General features: G+C 34.1%; 20 protein-coding genes, 1 tRNA gene, 1 pseudogene and 1 riboswitch. Of the genes and pseudogenes, 17 read left to right on the forward strand and 5 right to left on the reverse strand.

Annotation, left to right across the window (positions count from 1 at the left end; genetic code table 11):
* The 3 genes and pseudogenes from Q0U74_RS06670 to Q0U74_RS06680 all read left to right on the forward strand — a co-directional run.
* Positions 1-465, forward strand: a pseudogene (locus Q0U74_RS06670) (valine--tRNA ligase); the annotation flags it as partial.
* Positions 462-1,757 carry a folylpolyglutamate synthase/dihydrofolate synthase family protein gene (locus Q0U74_RS06675; protein ID WP_297393513.1) on the forward strand — a complete coding sequence of 432 codons (1,296 nt, stop codon included), beginning with the start codon at positions 462-464 and terminating at the stop codon, positions 1,755-1,757. The pseudogene Q0U74_RS06670 and the gene Q0U74_RS06675, both read left to right, overlap by 4 nt.
* A gap of 81 nt (positions 1,758-1,838) precedes the next feature.
* Positions 1,839-2,648, forward strand: coding sequence for a C39 family peptidase (locus Q0U74_RS06680; protein ID WP_297393515.1), 810 nt, complete (start codon positions 1,839-1,841; stop codon positions 2,646-2,648).
* 143 nt (positions 2,649-2,791) lie between these two features.
* On the opposite strand, the gene Q0U74_RS06685 is transcribed toward Q0U74_RS06680, so the two are convergent.
* From Q0U74_RS06685 to Q0U74_RS06695, 3 genes are all read right to left on the reverse strand, one after another.
* On the reverse strand, positions 2,792-3,862 hold the full coding sequence (locus Q0U74_RS06685) for a hypothetical protein (protein ID WP_297393517.1): 1,071 nt from the start codon (positions 3,860-3,862) through the stop codon (positions 2,792-2,794).
* A 115-nt stretch (positions 3,863-3,977) separates the two neighbouring features.
* Positions 3,978-4,868, reverse strand: a complete 891-nt coding sequence (locus Q0U74_RS06690) for a copper amine oxidase N-terminal domain-containing protein (protein ID WP_297393519.1) — start codon at positions 4,866-4,868, stop codon at positions 3,978-3,980.
* 80 nt (positions 4,869-4,948) lie between these two features.
* On the reverse strand, positions 4,949-5,836 hold the full coding sequence (locus tag Q0U74_RS06695; protein ID WP_297393520.1) for a LysR family transcriptional regulator: 888 nt from the start codon (positions 5,834-5,836) through the stop codon (positions 4,949-4,951).
* 175 nt (positions 5,837-6,011) lie between these two features.
* Between Q0U74_RS06695 and Q0U74_RS06700 the strand changes: the two genes are divergently transcribed.
* Positions 6,012-7,409 (forward strand): YfcC family protein, encoded by a 1,398-nt coding sequence (locus tag Q0U74_RS06700; protein WP_297393522.1) that lies wholly within the window; start codon positions 6,012-6,014, stop codon positions 7,407-7,409.
* A 9-nt stretch (positions 7,410-7,418) separates the two neighbouring features.
* On the forward strand, positions 7,419-8,582 hold the full coding sequence (locus Q0U74_RS06705; protein WP_297393524.1) for a M20 family metallopeptidase: 1,164 nt from the start codon (positions 7,419-7,421) through the stop codon (positions 8,580-8,582).
* Between the two features lie 51 nt (positions 8,583-8,633).
* Here the strand turns inward: Q0U74_RS06705 and Q0U74_RS06710 are convergent, their stop codons facing one another.
* Complete coding sequence (locus tag Q0U74_RS06710; protein ID WP_297393525.1) at positions 8,634-9,035, reverse strand: hypothetical protein; 402 nt, start codon at positions 9,033-9,035, stop codon at positions 8,634-8,636.
* Positions 9,036-9,191: 156 nt separating this feature from the next.
* On the opposite strand from Q0U74_RS06710, the gene Q0U74_RS06715 reads away from it, so the two are divergent.
* The 11 genes from Q0U74_RS06715 (at position 9,192) to Q0U74_RS06765 (ending at position 16,619) form a co-directional block, all read left to right on the forward strand.
* Entirely contained in the window at positions 9,192-9,413 is a 222-nt protein-coding gene (locus Q0U74_RS06715) for a type II toxin-antitoxin system RelB/DinJ family antitoxin (protein WP_297393527.1), read from the forward strand.
* Entirely contained in the window at positions 9,410-9,685 is a 276-nt protein-coding gene (locus Q0U74_RS06720) for a type II toxin-antitoxin system YafQ family toxin (protein WP_297393530.1), read from the forward strand. Before Q0U74_RS06715 ends, Q0U74_RS06720 begins: the two co-directional genes overlap by 4 nt.
* 187 nt (positions 9,686-9,872) lie before the next feature.
* A tRNA-Leu gene (locus Q0U74_RS06725) sits at positions 9,873-9,956 on the forward strand.
* Between the two features lie 195 nt (positions 9,957-10,151).
* Positions 10,152-11,567, forward strand: a complete 1,416-nt coding sequence (locus Q0U74_RS06730) for a L,D-transpeptidase family protein (protein ID WP_297393532.1) — start codon at positions 10,152-10,154, stop codon at positions 11,565-11,567.
* Positions 11,568-12,353: 786 nt separating this feature from the next.
* Positions 12,354-12,466: riboswitch (FMN riboswitch) on the forward strand.
* Between the two features lie 53 nt (positions 12,467-12,519).
* A complete protein-coding gene (locus tag Q0U74_RS06735) occupies positions 12,520-13,125 on the forward strand; it encodes an ECF transporter S component (RefSeq protein ID WP_297393534.1) in 606 nt (201 codons plus the stop codon).
* 166 nt (positions 13,126-13,291) lie between these two features.
* Complete coding sequence (locus tag Q0U74_RS06740; protein ID WP_297393536.1) at positions 13,292-14,221, forward strand: glutaredoxin domain-containing protein; 930 nt, start codon at positions 13,292-13,294, stop codon at positions 14,219-14,221.
* 91 nt (positions 14,222-14,312) lie between these two features.
* Complete coding sequence (locus tag Q0U74_RS06745; protein ID WP_297393538.1) at positions 14,313-15,434, forward strand: alanine--glyoxylate aminotransferase family protein; 1,122 nt, start codon at positions 14,313-14,315, stop codon at positions 15,432-15,434.
* Positions 15,435-15,680: 246 nt separating this feature from the next.
* Entirely contained in the window at positions 15,681-15,851 is a 171-nt protein-coding gene (locus Q0U74_RS06750) for a hypothetical protein (protein ID WP_297393548.1), read from the forward strand.
* A 12-nt stretch (positions 15,852-15,863) separates the two neighbouring features.
* Positions 15,864-16,070: a hypothetical protein gene (locus tag Q0U74_RS06755; RefSeq protein WP_297393540.1), complete on the forward strand. Its 207-nt coding sequence runs from the start codon at positions 15,864-15,866 to the stop codon at positions 16,068-16,070.
* 66 nt (positions 16,071-16,136) lie between these two features.
* Complete coding sequence (locus Q0U74_RS06760) at positions 16,137-16,340, forward strand: hypothetical protein (RefSeq protein WP_297393541.1); 204 nt, start codon at positions 16,137-16,139, stop codon at positions 16,338-16,340.
* A gap of 69 nt (positions 16,341-16,409) precedes the next feature.
* Entirely contained in the window at positions 16,410-16,619 is a 210-nt protein-coding gene (locus Q0U74_RS06765) for a hypothetical protein (protein WP_297393543.1), read from the forward strand.
* A gap of 678 nt (positions 16,620-17,297) precedes the next feature.
* Here Q0U74_RS06765 and Q0U74_RS06770 read toward each other — a convergent pair.
* A complete protein-coding gene (locus tag Q0U74_RS06770; protein ID WP_297393545.1) occupies positions 17,298-17,567 on the reverse strand; it encodes a type II toxin-antitoxin system RelB/DinJ family antitoxin in 270 nt (89 codons plus the stop codon).
* Between the two features lie 635 nt (positions 17,568-18,202).
* Between Q0U74_RS06770 and Q0U74_RS06775 the strand changes: the two genes are divergently transcribed.
* Entirely contained in the window at positions 18,203-18,433 is a 231-nt protein-coding gene (locus tag Q0U74_RS06775) for a hypothetical protein (protein ID WP_297393546.1), read from the forward strand.
* Positions 18,434-18,606: the final 173 nt, after the last annotated feature.

The raw sequence follows: 18,606 nt of genomic DNA on the forward strand, positions 1-18,606 counted from the left end.
ATTGAAAATGCAATTCGTGAAATTAGAAATGCAAGAAGTGAAATGAATATCGAAAATTCAAAAAAATCCAACACTCTTGTCTATACAAAAGATGTAGAAATTAAGGAAATTTTTGAAGAAACAAAGGGACTTTTACTAAACCTTGGCTATTCAAATTCTGTTGAAATAACTGATGACGAAGAAAGAAAAAATTCAGAAAATATTGCCATAGTTCTCGACAAGGCAGAAATTCAACTTCCACTAAAGGAACTTGTGGACTTTGAAAAGGAATTAAAGAGACTTCAAAAAGATAAAAAAGATGCAGAAGCTGAACTAAAAAGAGCCAAGGGCAAACTATCCAACCAAGGCTTTATTTCAAAGGCTCCAGCAAAATTAATTGAAGAAGAAAAAGAAAAAGTTACAAAATACGAAGAAATTTTAAAGACAGTGGAAGAACAAATTGCAAAGGTTGAAAAAAATCTATGACATACACTGAAGTTGTAAAAAACATTGAAAATAGAATTGGAAAATTTAAGTCCAGGGGCAACCTGAGAATCAAAAAGTTCTTGGAAAAAATTGGCTCTCCGGAAAAAAATTTAAAAGTAATTCATGTGGCAGGGACCAATGGCAAGGGCTCAACTGTAAATTTCATAAAGGACATCCTAAAGGAAGATTATAAAGTTGGGTCCTTTGTTTCACCTCACCTCATAACTTATTGCGACAGAATAAAAATTGGCGACCAGGAAATTTCACAGGAAGACTTTGCAGCAATCGGCGAATTTATAATAAGTAGGGAGCCAGAGATAATTGAAGATTATGGCGAGTTAAACCTCTTTGAATTTTTGACCATAATGGCGATAATTTACTTTGACAGAGAAAAAGTTGATATCGCAGTTTTGGAAGTTGGCATGGGAGGTCGTGCCGACTCCACAAATATTTTCACCAGCCGCGAAAAATTAATTTCCATTATTACATCCATTTCCATGGACCACATGGAATACCTTGGCGACACAATTGAGGAAATTGCAGATGCCAAGGCTGGCATAATAACAGATAATGGTCTTGTCCTTACAACTAATAAAGATCCAAAAATTCTAGGTGTAATAGATAAAGAAGCAGAGGAAAAGTCCGCAGAAATTTATTACACCAAGGATTTAGAAAGTGAAATTATAAAGTCCGACCTAAAGGGAATTGACTTCAAGGTAAAATTAGGTAACTGGGAAGAATTTTCTTTAACACAAATTGGCGACTACCAAGTGGAAAATGCCCTGGGAGCAATTTATGCCCTCTATCTCTTAAACAAGAAGGGAATTATAAAAATTTCCACAGAGAAAATTAGAGAGAGAATAAAATCTTCAAGGTGGCAGGGCAGAATGGAAATTGTATCGAGAGATCCTCTAATAATTTTAGATGGCGCCCACAATTTTGACGGCATCAAAAAATTAGTGGAGTCAATTAAGAGTTTCAAATTCAAAAAACTTTACCTCATCATGTCAATTTTATCTGACAAGGAGCACAAGAAGATGCTTGAAGAAATTTCATCTTACACAGATGAAGTGGTCTTCGTGAATTTGGATTACAAGAGGGGGACAAGTCCTGAAGAGTTAAAAAAAGAAGCATCAGGCTATGGACTTAAGGCAGAAGTAATGAGCGTTGAAGATGCCATAAATCATTACAAGGAAAAATATGAAGATGGCGATTTAATTTTGATAACAGGCTCTCTTTACTTTGTAAGCGAAGCAAGGGCAGAAATTTTAAATTACGACTACAGGGTTTAAAAATTTTATTATTTAGAGAATTTGTAAGAACTTTGGAATAAAGTTTTAAAAATAATTTTATATAATGATTGCGGTGATAATATGAAAAAGATTAGATTCGCAGTCATTATTTTTTTAATAATTTTTCTTGTAAGGGGATTTTCCATCCACAGAAATAGGATTTCAAGTGAGATAAGTTTAAAAGACAGTGAAAATTTTACAAGAGGCGAAGATTTGTCAGACAAAATAAAAATAATAAAGGAGAAGGCAAAAAAAGATGAGGGCTATGAATTTGTCTACGAAAATATTGACAAGCTCCCAGACAAAATGATAAAGCTTGCCGCAAAAAGGGAAGAGGCCCTGGGTTTTATACTTGGATACTTAAAAGATGATAAAAGTCTTGCGAAAAAAAGTGAAAGTTTTGGTGTAAATAATCCAGTGAAATTTTATCTACAATTTGATCCTCGTTGGGGTTACGAAAAATATGCAGGCGGACTAATTGGCACGAGAGGTTGCATGCCAACGACTCTATCCATGGCTTTAAGCGGTTGTGGGATAAATAGGAGTCCAAAAGAAATTGCAAAGTTTGCAGAAAAAAATGCTTATGTTGAAGCGGGCATGAGTTCATGGAATCTTATAGAAGATTATTTAACAAAAGAGGGTTTAGGAGTTCGAGGAATTATGAAAAATGAAACAATTAGTGAACTTGAAAAGGGAAATCTTGTGATTTTATCTTTCAAACCAGGCATTTTTACGGATACAGGACACATAGCTTTGGCATGCGGACTTGATAATGAGGGGAGAATTATTTTAAACGACCCAAACTCTGTTTATAATTCAAAAAACAGATGGCAGTACGATAAAATAAAAAAAGAAATAAAAGCAGCTTGGGCTGTTGAAAAAAATAAATGACAAAAAATAATAGTTCACATCCTATTAGGAAGATCACATACACAAAAATTTTCACACATTCACGCAATATTCAAAAAACTTCACAAAATCAAAAAAATAAGACCATGGATTTTTCTCCATGGTCTTTTTAAGTTTAAGTTAAATTATTTTGTTTCCTTAACTTCTTCTTTTGCGTCTTTCTTTTCGTCTTTAACTTCTTTAACTTCTTTTTTGTCTTCTTTCTTTTCTTCTACTTTAACATCAGCCTTAAAGCCAAGTTTTTCTTTAGCTTCTACAAGAGCCTTAAGTTCATTTTCGAATTGTTCTTGAGTAGCTTTTTCATCAGCTAAAAGAGATTTTGCAGCTGCAACAGCATTTTCAAAGTTAGATTTTACTTTGTCGTCAGCTTTTTTGTAAGCTTCAGATTCACGAACTTCTTTTTCATTAACAAGTTCTTTTTTAACAGCTTCTTTAAGTTCTTCTAATTTAGGAGCAACTTTTTCTTCTTTAGCAGCTTCTTTTTCAGTCATTAATAAAACAGAGTTAGTAGCCTTGTCATAGTCAACGCCAAATCCAAGAGCTTCGCCTAAATCTCTAAGCTTGTAGTAGTTAAGGTCATCAATTTTGTATGCAGTAGCAGTAAGAGTCTTGTCGCCAACCATTACTTTATCATTTGTAAGCATTCCTTTAGACATAGCTTTAACTTCTTTTTGGTCAGATTCAGTAACTTTGTAGTCACTAGCCTTAGTTAGAGTAACGACTGCATCCTTATATTCAACGCCAAATTTAGCCTTAGTATCTTTTAATACAGCAGCAACATCTCTAAGCTTGAAGTAGTTGTAGCCATCAATATTGTATCCGTAGATTACAACATCTTTTCCGTTAAGTTTAACTTTTTGAGTTGAAGCTTTTACATCTTTAGATTCAACTTTTTCTTTAACTTTTTTAGCATCTTCTTTGACATCTTTTGCAACTTCTTTAGTTTCTTTTACAGCTTCTTTGCCTTTTACTTCAACTTTTTCTTTTGCATCAGTCATAGCTTCTTTAGCATCTTTAGCAATATCTTTGCCAGCTTCTTTAGCATCTTTAACAAGGTCTTCACCCTTTTTAAGAGCTTCTTCGATTTTGCTAGGTTGTTTAGCATCAGTCTTTGCTTCAGTTGCAGCAAAAACTGGGCTTGCAGTAGATAGTAGCATGATACCTGCTAAAGATAGTGATGTAATTTTTTTGTTCATTTTTTATTCCTCCTAAAAAATATAAGATAACTTAATTATACAGAAAAGGGATAGGAAATCAATTCCAATCCCAAAATTCGTGACTTAATTTTACATTTTTAATAATTCTGTAACATTAATAATTAGAATAAGCGTAGACAAAACCACCGCTTGCATCAACAGCAATAAGGCTAGATTTTGTGTAAAAATTGTAAGTTCCAGCTTCAGGCGTTACTTGTTGATTTGCACCTAATTCATTTTCCTTTAAAAATCTTTTCTTATCCCCAACAAGGTCCATAAAGTCACGAGCAAGCTTCTTTGACTCCTCTTCACTTAAATGTTTTTCCAAGAAAGGATATTTTTCGTTAGGGAAGTAGTCAAACTTATAGGAAGTTAAATTATTATTTTTGTCAAAGACAAATCTCATGGATAAATTTTTCTTCTCATAGTCCTTTAAAAATAACTCATAAACCTTGCCGTCTTTCACTTCTTCAACTTTAATTACTCCATCCTTTAAGTAGTCAGAAAGGTCAGTCACCTTTCTTAGCTTATCAATAAGAGCAAGGTCCTTTCCGTCCTTAGCTGGATCTAGGTCGCGAGTAGGATCTTTTTCGTAGCCATTGTCAATAGCACAGTAAAACTCTTTTTCATTCCACTCAAGCTTAGCCTTCATGGCATTGGCAAGGGCCCTTGCAGGCACATAAACTCTGTCCTTTAAGATGAAAGTAGGAGAATCAATTGTGTAGACAATATCGTCAATCCTATACTCATTAGAATCGACATAAAAAACAATTTTCTTGCCCTTGTTGATAATCTCAACCTCTTTAGTGTCTCCCTTCCAATTAACATCGGCGCCTAAATTTTCAGAAACAAGGCGAAGGGGAATGTGGATCCTGTCATTTTTAACAATAAAGTCCTTCTCGAAGACGATATTATTTATGACTAGAGTCATCTTCTTTTTGCCCATAGCACTTGCACTAGTGAAGAGCAATAAAAAAGATAACAAAAATAAAAATTTCTTCTTCATAAAATCACTCCTTTAACTAATTATAACACTAAAAAAGACTTAAATAATTTACAATAATATTAAGATTTTAAAGAAGAGCCTCAAGTATTATATTTGTTTTTTATATAGGTACTTATAATTTCACCTAGGTCTCTTGCAATTCCTTCTAAAGAAGGTTCCTTGTAAACAATATTAATATCGGCATAGTTTCCATCAATATTAATAAAGTTGCAATAAGATGTGGAATTAATCATTCTAAGGGCTGACTCATATATGAAAGTGACTCCCTTGCTAGCTCTGACAAAACTAACAGAATTCATAATACTTGAAGTTATTATAATTTTTGAAGGAGTAAAATTATGCGCCTTAAAAATATCATCAACAGACTTGCGCAAATTTTTTTGGGGATTCAATAGGTAAAAAGTTTCATCCTTGTAATCTTCCAATTTATTTTTGCCAGAAGAATATAAAGATTTAGGAACCATTAAATATATTTTGTCATTTAAGGCGTGAACATAATTTAACTTGTTATTATTTATAGCCCTATTTGTTATAAATAGATCTATCTCATTATTAATCAAGGCATCTTCAAAGGAAGTGGAGTCATACTTAGTTAGGCTTAATTCTAAATTAGGGTAAAGGTCTATTAATTTTGGAACAATATTTGGAATAATATATTGAGACATAAAAGTAAGGGCACCTATCCTGAGGTAAGAATTTTTTAAATTATTGGATTCATTAATTTTTTTGTACATATCTTTTTCTATAGCTTCAAACTTTTCTAGGTAATCAAATAATATAAGGCCTTCTTTAGTAAGTTTAAGAGGAGATTTTGTTCTGTCAAAAATTTTAAATCCAAATTCATTTTCTATTTGTTTCAAAGCTCTGCTTAAGTTCGGTTGTGCAGTATAAAGTTTATCAGAAGCTTTGCTTATACTTTTATACTCGTTAATAGTTTTCAAAATTAAAATTTTTTTATTGTCAAGCAATTATATCACCAAATACATTATATCATATTTTATATAAGCACTATAACATTTTATATATTTGCTGCGATAAAGGGTTCTATGATATTATTAAATTAAATACAGGAAAATGTTTACTTAAATATTTTCTGGGGATTTTGGAAGATTGTTGTAATTTTTATTAGTAAAGAGGTGTTTTATGGAAAAGGTAAAGAAAAAGAAAGTACCCCACACTTTAGTAATTCTTTTAGTAATTATTTTGTGTGCAGTTGCACTAACATGGATAATCCCTGCAGGTGCTTATGAGAGGATTGAAAACGCTCAAGGTGTAAAGGTAATTGATCCAGATACTTTTCACTACATTGACAAAAGCCCAGTTAATCCTTTAAAAATATTTAACATAAGTTTAGAAGGGTTTAAAAAGGCATCAACTTTAATATTTGTTATTTTGTTTTCAGGTGCATCCTTTAACGTAATTACTATGAGTGGTGCATTACAGTCTCTGATAGGAGCTGTGTCTAAGAAGACAGAGAGCAAAGAATATTTATTTATTCCAATTTTAACTTTTATTTTTGGTCTTATCTGCACAACACAAGGCGTTAATACCTTTATAGGTTTTGCTCCCATAATGGTTATGATTGCATTGGCCATGGGCTTTGACTCTATAGTTGGTGCTTCAATAATATTACTTGGAGGAGCAGTTGGATTTTCTACAGGAACTTTGAATGTAAATACTACAATAGTTGCTCAAGAAATAGCAGGATTACCACCTTATTCTGGTCTTAGCTATAGAATAGTTTGCTTCGTTGTATTTTATATTGTTACTAACTTATATCTTGTTCGATACGCTTTAAGAGTAAAGAAAAACCCTGAACTTAGTCCAATGCATGAACTTGACAAATTGAGAGTACAAGATACAGATTCACATGATGAATTTAATTCTCCAATGAACGGTAGAAAATGGCTTGTTATTTTAACTCTATTTTTAGCATTAGGTACTATTGTTTATGGTGGAGTAAAATTAAAATGGAAGCTAGAAGAAACAGCAGTCGTATTTATATGGTTATCAATAGTAGCAGGATTTGCAGCAGGATTTAATCCATCACAAATTGCAAAATACTTTGTTGAAGGTGCTAAGAAAATGGTCGGTGCTGCTCTAATTATAGGACTAGCAAGAACAGTATCTGGAGTTTTAGATGCTGGAAATATAATGGATACAAGTATTCATGCCATGACTGGTTGGCTTAACTTCTTCCCACATTTATTAAAGGGACCAGTTATGTTTGTTGTCAATTTAATAGTAAATATGTTTATAACATCTGGAAGTGGACAAGCGGCAGCAATAATGCCAATTTTCGCACCACTAGCAGATACTATTGGAATGACAAGACAAGCAGCAGTATTAGCATTTAACTTTGGCGATGGATTCTGTAACTACATCCTACCAACATCAACAGCTCTTATGGGTATTCTAGGAGCAACAGATATACCATACGACAAATGGATGATATTTATGGGTAAATTATTTGGAATTTGGATTTTAGTAGGGTCACTATTAATGATTGGAGCACAAATTATTCACTTAGGACCTATGTAAAGGAGACAAATGAAAGACTTAGTAATAAAAGAAATAGATAAAATAAAAGAAAAATTATTTGAAGTTTCAGATGAAATATTTGACAAGCCAGAATTATGCTTTGAAGAAAAGTTCGCAAGCAATCTCCTAGAAGACCTTCTTGAAGAAAATGGCTTTGAGGTAGAAAGAGGACTTGGAAGCTTAGATACAGCTTTTAGGGCCAAGTATTCTAATGGAAATGCAAAATATAACATAGGACTTTTATGCGAATATGATGCCCTTCCAATGGGACATGGTTGTGGACATCAAATGCAAGGTCCTGCAATAATTGGTGCAGCAATTGCAATAAAAAATGCAGTAAAAGACCTTCCCTTCAATCTAATTGTATATGGGACTCCGGCGGAAGAAGGCGGAGGCGGCAAAATGATTATGCTAGATGAAGGCTATATTAAAGATATTGATGTAGCACTTATGATGCATGGTGGACCGGCAACTCAAGTAGATGTAAAATCAATGGCATTGTCATCTAGATTTGTTAAATTTCATGGTAAATCTTCCCATGCTGCCTTGAAACCAGAAGCAGGTAGGTCTGCTTTTGATGCTTTGTTACTTACTTTTCAGGGTGTCGAGTTTTTAAGAGAGCATGTAAAAGAAGATACTAGAATGCACTACACAGTTCAAACACTTCCTGGGCCAGCAAATGTTGTTCCAAGTGAAGCAGAAGGTCATTTTTCATTGAGGTCCTACAATTCAAAATATTTAGACGAAGTCGTAGAAAGATTTGATAATATTGTAAAGGGTGCCGCTTTAATGACTGGGACAACTTATGAGATAATAGAGGACAGAAGACTTGAGTCAAAGATTCCAGCATACATTTTAAATGACTTAATCATGAAAAATGCTGAAGAACTTGGAGCACCAAGAATAAAAGGAGCAAGAGAAAAAACAGGTTCAACTGATTTTGGAAATGTAACTTATCTTATTCCAGGATCTTGTGCTAGAATTGCCTTTGTACCTGATGGCACAGCTTCTCACTCACAAGAATTTGTAGACCTGGGCAAATCAAAAGAAGCACATGATTGTGTTGAATATGGTGCAAAAATTATTGCATCTACAGTTTATGATTTAATAGAAGATCCAAAACTTATTGAAAAATCAATAAAGGACTTTGAAGAATACAAATCTAAAATGTAATTTAAAAATTAAAACAAATCAAAAAAGCTTCTGAAGAAAATCTTCGGAAGCTTAACTTTTTATGACAAATTTTTCGCCACAAGATTTACAAGTAACCCTAATCTTGCCCTTGTCCTTTGGCACCTTCATTTCAAACTTGCACTTGGGACATCTTATGTACTTGTAAACTTTTCTATTTTCATATTTAGTTTTTGACGAGAAAAATTTCTTCCTGAGAGGGTCAATGCTAGTCAAAAACTTTTTGTTTTCGGCATACCTTGCACTAATGTCGCGAGAAAAAATTCTGTAATAGGAATAAGCAATTAAGACTAGAGCCACAGCAGATAGGGCAGCCGTCTTTACAAATAAATTTATCACAAGAACAATTAAGGCAAGAGACAAAATAAATTTGCCTAGGGCATCTTGACCGTATCTTCCAATCATAAACTTTCTCATTTTTTCTTTAAAGTTCAAAAAATCAACTCTTTCTAATATTATTCTATTTTAATAATTTACCCATTTTAGAATATTTAAATCTAAAAAAATTACAGGAGCTATTAAAGAAATTCGAAAAAATATTTACAAATACACGCGAAGTGATATAATATAAATGTAAAGAGGGGTGTTATTATGGCTAATGTAAATTTAAACATAAGACTAGATGAAAATTTAAAAAATGAATTTGGAAGAATTTGTGAGTCTATGGGTATGAGTATGTCTACAGCCTTTAATGTTTTTGCAAAAGCTGTTGTTAATGAAAGAGCTATACCTTTTGAAGTAAAAGAAACTAATCCAATAGTTGCAGAATTTGATGACATGGAAAGTTTTAGAGAGTATGTGGATAGATTATGAAAAGAAAAATACAGGTTAGAGCATCTTTTAAAAAAGATTTAAAAAGATTAAAAAAATCAAAATATGATTTAGAGAAACTTTTTACAGTGATTGAATTACTTGCAAATGATGTAGTTTTGGAAGAGAAATACAAAGATCATAAATTAACAGGAAATTATTTTGCTTGCAGAGAATGTCATATAGAACCTGATTGGTTATTAATATATGAAAAAATTGATAATAATTTAATTTTAATATTAAATAGATCAGGTTCTCATAGTGATTTATTTTAAGAGAAAATAAATTGCAGTAGCGAAAATTTATTTTGCCTGTTATAATGTAAAGACAGAAAAATTATAGGATCTGTAAAAAAACTTTTAGCTTTTACATGAAATGTAAAAAAATTATAAAAATCATTTAAAAAATAGTTGACAAAGAATAAAAGCTTCAGTATAATATATTTTGTTGTTAAAACTTCATGCGGGAATGGCGGAATTGGCAGACGCGCTAGACTTAGGATCTAGTTCCAACGGAGTGGGGGTTCAAGTCCTCTTTCCCGCACCATTAAAATCCACACAAGTTAGCTTGTGTGTTTTTTTATGCCTTTTTTTAATAAAGGAAATTTTTAAATTGACTGAAGATAAACCACACAAAAAAGCAAGAGTAAAATATTTACAATTAAATTACATTTGCAATAATCCAAGAAATTCTCTTTTTTAAAAATTTCTATAGAGTATAATGTAATGTATTGGAGGAATTATGAAGAAGACATTTAAAATATTTTTTGCATTTATACTTATAATTTTAATTTTTATATACATTTCTGGACTTTACTTTTTTAGAGATAGGTACATGCCAAGGACTTTTGTCAACGGGCGCGACTTTGGACTTACAAAAATTTCTGAATTTGAAAAAAATTACCAGGAACTTTCAAGAAATTTCCAAGTAGACATCATTGCTAAGGACAAAAAATACAATGACGAGATCACTGCCAAAGATATAAATTATGAGGACTCCATTGGCTCTGATGTAGTTAAACAAACTCCACTTTATTGGCCCCTAGCTGCTCTAATCGACAAAAATTATGCAGTGGACCAAATAGTCAATTACAATGAAGAGGCGCTTGAGGAAAAAATAAATAACTTAAAGGCAATAAAGAATGAATCAACTCACCCACAAGATGCAAAAGTTGTCTTCCAAGATGGCAAATTCAAAATAGAAGATGAAGTTCCTGGGGACTTCCTAAAGCGTGATGAACTTAAATCTGCAATTTTAACTTGTTTTCACGACAAAAAGGAAAAATTGAACTTAGAAGAGGCAGGACTTTATGAAGAGCCAAAGATCACAAAAGATTCTGACTACATCAAAAAGCAACTTGAATCCTACCAAAGCCTTTACGACAAAAAAATCACCATTGACTTTGACGACAGAAAAGAGGAAGTAACAGGTCAGGGCATAATCGCCATGTATTCCAAATCTGATGACGGAAGCCTTGTCATTGACGAAGAAAAAGTTAAAAACTTCGTGGGAAAACTTGCAGCAAAGTATGACACCTTTAGGACATCAAGAATTTTTAACGCCACTGGCATTGGGACAGTAAAAGTTGACGGCGGCATCTACGGTTGGATAACAGATAGGACTAAGACAAAGGACGAAGTCATTGCTGCCCTAAAAAAAGATGAGCCAGTTACAATAAAGCCAATTTACAGACAAGATGCAGTGTCAAGAAGAGTAGACGATGTGGGAAACACCTACATCGAGGTTGACCTTGCAAGGCAAAAACTTTGGTATTACAACAAGGGCAACATGGAAATAGAGACAAATATAGTTTCAGGAAATCCAACTCTTGGCAACGGAACACCAACGGGAACAGACAGAATTTGGTCTCGTGAAAGAAATAGATATTTAACTGGCGAAAACTATCGCTCTAAAGTTTCCTATTGGCTTCCTATAAATTGGTCAGGCGTGGGACTTCACGATGCAGACTGGAGATCCACTTTCGGCGGAAAAATTTATCTAAGTGGAGGCTCTCACGGCTGCGTAAATATACCGCCAGCAGTGATGAAAAACCTCTACCCAAAAACCTTTAACGGCATGCCAGTAATAGTCTATGACTCAGCAAGGCAAAAAATATCAGCACCAGCACCTGCACCACAAGCACAACCACAAGTATAGGTGCCAGCACAACAACCAGCCCCAGCAGGGCAACAATAAAAACAATAAAAAAATCGACCATGAGTAAAAAACTCAGCAAATGGTCGATTTTTTCTTAAAATTTTTATAAAAAACTAATCGAGAAAAAGCTCTTGATAAACAAATAACTTAGCAACAATACCCAACTTGTTGATGTGTTATAAGGAGAACACCTTCAGCTATAACCGTAGACTAATGGGAGTGCATAAAATAAGCAAAAAAATCGGTTATGCGTTAAAAATTTTCAACTGTTTGAGCTCGAAGAGCGAGTTTTGAAAATTTAGCATGACCGATTTTTTTGGACTTTCAGCGCGTGGGGTTCAAAGGGGGTGGTTTAAGGAGGGGGAAAAGGGGCCTCGCAATGCCCCTTAACCCCCTCCTTAAAAATATATTAGAAATAAAAACTCTATATTAAAAAAATTTTATAAAGAAAGGATTTTTTTATTTGTTTTTAAAGCGAAGCTTTCTATTATCTGATCCAGTGCGTGGGGTGAAAGGGATGGTTTGGAGGGGTACCACCAGGCACAAGTACCACCAGGCACAAGCAAGGGACACAATATCTGTTTGAATTTGTTTAAGATCGTAAGCCCCCTCTGTGCCCGAATAGGTAAAAGCCCCTCCTTAAAAATATATTAAAATTAAACTTAAAAGAAAAAACTTTTCTTTTGCTTTTCCAAAAAGCAAACTCCAATCACTACAAATTAAGTACAAAAAATCTTGAAAAAATTTTAACAAGTGTTATAATAAAAGCAAGAAATAAATAAAAATTTAAATCTTCAGGGAAGGGTGCAAGTCCCAACCGGCGGTAAAGTCCGCGAGCGCAAGCCGAATTGGTTAGATTCCAATACCGACAGTAAAGTCTGGATGAGAGAATGATTTAAAACTTTCATGCCCCGAAGGTTCGGGGTTTTTTTATGCCCCAACAGGAGGTAAAATGAATAAAGTAAACACAAGCACCATGATAAGAACAAAAGACATGACAAAAGTAGCCATGCTATCAGTAATTGGCTTCGTATTAATGTACTTCCAATTGCCACTAACCTTTGTAGCACCACCCTTTATGAAGCTGGACATATCAGACCTGCCAGTCCTCATGGGCGCCTTCACAATGGGACCAGTCTATGGCATCATAATAGCAGCCCTAAAAAACCTTATGCACATAATCTTTAAGGGCACAATGACAGCAGGCGTCGGCGAACTATCAAACTTCATCATATCAAGTACCTTTGCTCTAGTGTCAAGCTACATCTATAGAAAGCACAAAACCTACAAGGGCGCAGTCCTATCAATGACAGTAGGCGTAGTGGCAATGACAATCCTTGCCATGACATCAAACTACTTCGTGGTATTTCCACTTTACGGCAAAGTAATGCCAATGGAGGCAATAATAGCCATGGGATCTGCCATCACACCAAAAATCACAGGACTCTTCACTATGATGATCTATTCAGTCCTACCCTTTAACCTAATAAAAGGCTTTACAACATCAGCAGTCATGATGCTAGTCTACAAAAAAATTAGCCCACTATTTAAAAACTAAAAGCGTGGAAAAACTAAAGGAAAATAAAAGCAAAAACAAAAATAAAATCAAAGCAGGCTGTCAAAAGGCAGCTTGTTTTTTTGCCCCTATAAAAAGTTTAAAAATAATATTTAAACTTTTATTTAATGTGATAAAATACTAGTAATAAATTTAAAGGAGGCAGATTATGAAAAAATTTGCAGTAGTATTATTAGCTCTCTTAACCTTAACAAGTCCCTTGACAGCATTTGCAAACAGAAATTTAGGCAAAGAAGAAAATAAAACTAAAATATCAAAATTAGAATCAGACGAAAGAATGGCTAAGACATCAGGAGAAAAAGTTAGATTTGACGGAAAAGACATAAAAATAAATTCTTACCTAATAAATAGGTCTAACTATGTAAGAATTAGAGATGCAGCAGCACTTCTCAAAGACACACCAGCAAAATTTATGGTATCTTACGACAATGAAAGTCAAAAAGTAATCATAACAAAGGGTGAAAATCAAAAAGAAGACTTTACTTATGTTGAAAAAACAGAAGAAGAAAAAATAGCAAAAACAAACAAACAAGAAATAGTGGACAGCCAAGGAAAGGACATAGAACTCAATGGATATTTCATAGACGGATACAACTATTTCCGCCTAAGAGACCTAGCAAAAATCATAGACTTTGGAGTAGCTTATGACTTCAAAACACAAACAGTTTTATTAGACTCAAAAGATGCAAAGATAGAAGACATATATGAAGAAGGTTACTTCACAGCACCAATAAACAAAATAAAAACAAAAGCAGGAGAAGAAGACATAAGATTTCTAATCTATGGCTTTGAAGAATGTCCTTACTGCCAAAAACTAAAAGCATATTTAGATAATAAAGGAATCAAATATATAGCAAGAGACATTAGAGACAGCGAAGGCAAAAAAGATGAAATCTTTGAAAAATACTATAAGGACATGACAGAATACAACGACAGAGTTTACTATCCAACTCACATAATGACACTTGAAAAAGATGGAAAGAGCATAGACAAGTGTGTAGTTGGCTTCGAAGAAAAACAATACGATGAAATATTTAAACAAATAGAAGAAAACACTTACTTTGTAGAAAACAAATAAACAAAATCAAAGCAGGCTGTCAAAAGGCAGCTTGTTTTTTTGTCCCCATATAATATAATTTAATCAAAAGACATAAAGGAGAGAAAGAAAAATGAAAATCTTATGTGCAGGACCAACATCAATTGACGACGAAGTAATGGCATTAATGGGAAAAACTCTCACAAACCCAGACATCGATCCAGAATACGAAAAAATACATAGAAGAGTGGAGAAAAAAATCTCCAAACTCTTAAAAACAGAAGCCACGACTATCCTCATGCTTGGTGAAGGCATGATTGGACTAGAAGCAGCAATCATAAACCTAGTAGAGAAAGGGGACAGAGTCCTTGTCCTAAATAACGGAGTCTTCGGAGCAGGCTTTGCCGACTTCGTAAAATTCTACGACGGCGAGCCACTAATCTACGAAGACGACTTCAGACGCGGCTTCGACCTAGAAAAACTAAAAGCCTTCCTAGAAAAAGACCACGACTTCAAAGTAGCAACTATGGTCCACTGCGAGACACCATCAGGCATCACTAACGATGTAAAGAGCATCTGCAACTTGCTTAACTCCTATGGCATCCTCACAGTAGTGGATACAGTATCAGGCATGGGTGGAGAAGAATTTGACTTTGACGATTACAAAGTTGACATAGCCTTAGGCGGCAGCCAAAAATGTATATCAGCCCCAACAGGACTAACTATGGTTACAATATCAGACAGGGCAAAAGAAGCCATCGCCAACAGAAAAAAACCAGTTCCTTCCTATTATATGAACTTCCTAAACTACTACGACTACTCCGACGGCTTTGCCTTCCCATACACAATGAACGAGAACTTGACCTATGCCCTAGACCTTGCCATAGACAAACTCTTTGCCAAGGACTCCATTGCCCTTCACAAAAAATACGCAGAAGTGACAAGACAAATCTTTGAAGAAGCAGGCTTCGAACTCTATGCCAAGGACTCAAGATCAAATACACTTACAGCAGTCATGGTGCCAGAAGGCTTTATAGCAGATGATATACTTACAGCCCTAAAAAAGAGAGGCATATTAATATCCAAGGGCGCAGGCAATATCTTCGAGAAAGTATTTAGAATAGGCCACATGGGCAACAACATATCCTACGAAAACTTTTTAGAACTATATGAAAAGTTGGACGAAGTATTTGAAGAACTTGGAATAGAAACTAAAATTTCTTTAAAAGAAAGATTTGTAGAATTGATGAGATAGAAGAATTGCCTTTGAATAGCAAAAAAAGTTTTTAATTGATTTATCAAGAGTCATTCAAAGAAATTTATTAGCAAAAACGAAACAAATGTCACCCAAAGTGTCACCCAAAATGACACACAAAATGACACACAAAATGATACTCAAAATGATACTCAAAATGACACCCAAAATGAGGGTCAAAGTGAGGGTCAAAATGAGGGTCAAAATGACGGTCAAAAATTAAAACCAGATGATAGACGTAAAAAGATAGTAGAATTTATGAAAGACAATCCAAATACAACAGCAATTGAATTGTCACATTTATTCATGGTATCCGTAAGTACGATTGAAAGAGATTTAAAAGTTATGACAGATGAAAAAATAATAGAGTATGTGGGTAGTGCTAAAGATGGCTACTGGAAAGTAAATAAATACTAAGGAGCTTTTTGTATGGATAAGTTAGATAAAATTGATGAGGCTATTTCTAAATTAAAGGAAGAGAAAAAAGAAATATCACCAGAAGAACTTAAAAAGAGGGAAGAAGATTTTGCGCTTAGATTTACTTACGAGTCCTTAAAAATGGAAGGCAGCAGCCTTACCTTCCAAGAAGTCAAGGATATAATCTCACAAATCTCTTCCAAAGAAGAAAAGGAATAAGATCATCAAAGTTAGAATTATCGCCCCTCGAATTTGAGGGGTTTTAAATTAAAATCAGGTGATTTTTTGAAAAAAACAAGAAAAATTGAAGAAAATTCATTAAAAAATAGCGAAATCGACTTACTTGAAGATGAAATTGACTTAAAACTTGCAATTTCACGACTAAAATCAATAAAATTTGAAGAATTTGTATCGCAAGAAGACTTTGAAAAGAAATTTGGCATAAAATTAGATGAAGTTGAGCCACTTAAAGATGAGGAATTAGAATAAAACTTAAATCTCTAAAATAAAATTGCCCTTTTAATGCCAAGTCCCAGTTCATAAATATCGAGGTGCAACATGGATAAAGAAAAAATAAATAAAGAAGAAGAAAAACTCTTTGAAGAAGCTGAAAAATTTGTTGAAGATCACATAGACGCATTTAAAGAGTTGGCTGATGGACCTGACACAATTGAAGAAAAATCAGAAGAAGCATATAAAAATTTAGACAAAGTAGCAGATGAGATTATGAATAAATATGACAAAGCCTTTAAAGAGCTTGCAAAATAATTTTTTTTAAGGAGGGGGTAGAAGGGGCTAGTAATGCCCCTTCTACCCCCTCCTATAACCTCCCCCACAACCCCGTGCCCTGGCAGGGGCCTCGACCCACGGCTACGCAAAAAGCCCTCCAGCTAAAAATTTTGAACTCGTTAGCTTCGCTAACTCAAACAGCAAAATTTTTTTAACGTTTCCGGACTTTTTGCTTACTGCCTTACAGCTTCTACTGCATATTGGCAAAGGCGACTACCCGATTACCATAATTACAAGCTGGGCATTCTTGCCAAGTTAATTATTTTCCAAAAATTTTTATCGGATGCAATCTTTTAATTAATTTTTAAAGAAGACACCTTTAGCCAGAACAGTAAATTTCTGGGAGTGTATAAAATAAGCAAAAAAATCGGTTATGCGTTAAAAATTTTCAACTGTTTAAGCTCGCGAAGCGAGTGAGTTTTGAAAATTTAGCATGACCGATTTTTTTGGACTTTCAGTGCGTGGGGTGAAAGGGGTGGTTTGGAGGGGTACCACCAGGCACAAGCAAGGGGCAATATCTGTTTGCATTTTTTTAAGATCGTAAGCCCCCCTGTGCCCGAATGGGTATACGCCCCTACAATATTTAAAAAGAAAAATTAATAAATAAAAATACTTTACAAATGAAAAAAACTAAATCATAAATCAAAAGCATAAGCTTTATTTCAAACTTTTCCTTAAATCATCCATATTATCAAAAGCATCCACACCATCATCTGTTGCGATTCTTTTTGCTTCTTCTATGGCGAGGATTGTCTCCTCATTAGGAACATCAAGCTTTAAAGCAAAAGGAATGCCGCTCTCTCTTATACTTGCCCTCAAAAAAATATTAATAGCACTTGTCATATTAAGACCAAGTTCTGCAAAAATCTTTTCAGCATCTTCCTTCACTTTCTTATCCGTTCTAATATTTAAATTTGTAGTAGACATAAACACATCCCCTTTTCTAAATTATAAAACCAATTTCGTACATGGTCAACACATTGTCATTATAAATTAAAAGACAGAGCAATAATGACAAATATGTTGTTGAGTTTTAATTTAAATCTAAAAAACAAACTTTGCAACAATGCCCAACTCATAGTTATGTTATAAGGAGAACACCCTTAGCCGCAACAGTAAACTATTGAGAGAATATATCTGTTGTAAGGTGAGAGAGATCTTGGCAAAAACCGTAAACTTATCGAGTGATCCCATAAAGGGAGGAAGCCGTTAAAAAATTCAACTGTGAATGAGCGATTGACATTTGCGAAGCAAATTCAGTCGCTCAACCGCAGAACCCTAACAACGAAAGGGAGCGAAGCGAACTTTGAGTTGATTAGGTTCGCGCGACGGTCGCGATCAAAAAATTAAAAGAGAATAAAAGTCTACTATTTTAAGCAGATAATTTTTTGAATGCAAAACTTTAAGCGACCTAGTTGACATGACCTAACCCAATTTGCCAAGCAAATTGATGGTAGGTCAGTTCGCAAATTTTTCTTGAAAAATTTGTGTTAACCTCTTTTCTTTAGGCTGACGACCGCTTATGGGAAGTAAAGGAAAGGCCCCTGCCAGGGCACGGGGGTGTGGGGGAGGTTAAAGGAGGGGGTAGAGGGGGCATTGCCGCCCCCTATGCCCCCTCCTTAAAAAGAAAATTAATAAGAAAAAAAATAATTTATAAAGAAAATTTCTTTTTATATTATTTAGCGATAAAGCCGCAGGCTTTCCAGCAAAACTCCTCCCCAAAGAAAAAGAAATTGCAAAAATGTAACCTTTTTGTTATAATTTTACATACGGTTTTGGATTACAAGGTCTAAGGACACTAGTCCAGGGCGACAGCCCAATACAAAGTGACCAAAGACACATATTCCCAAGACCCAACTATTGTCACGAAAGATTACTTTAGTAAAGCAATGTTACATAAATGTTTCAAAAGCACAATTACAAGAAAGTTTATGTAATGTAATTGTAATTTTACAAAGGAAGAATG

Origin of the sequence: uncultured Peptoniphilus sp. (assembly GCF_946998875.1) — a bacterium.
Taxonomy (GTDB): Bacteria; Bacillota; Clostridia; order Tissierellales; family Peptoniphilaceae; genus Peptoniphilus_A.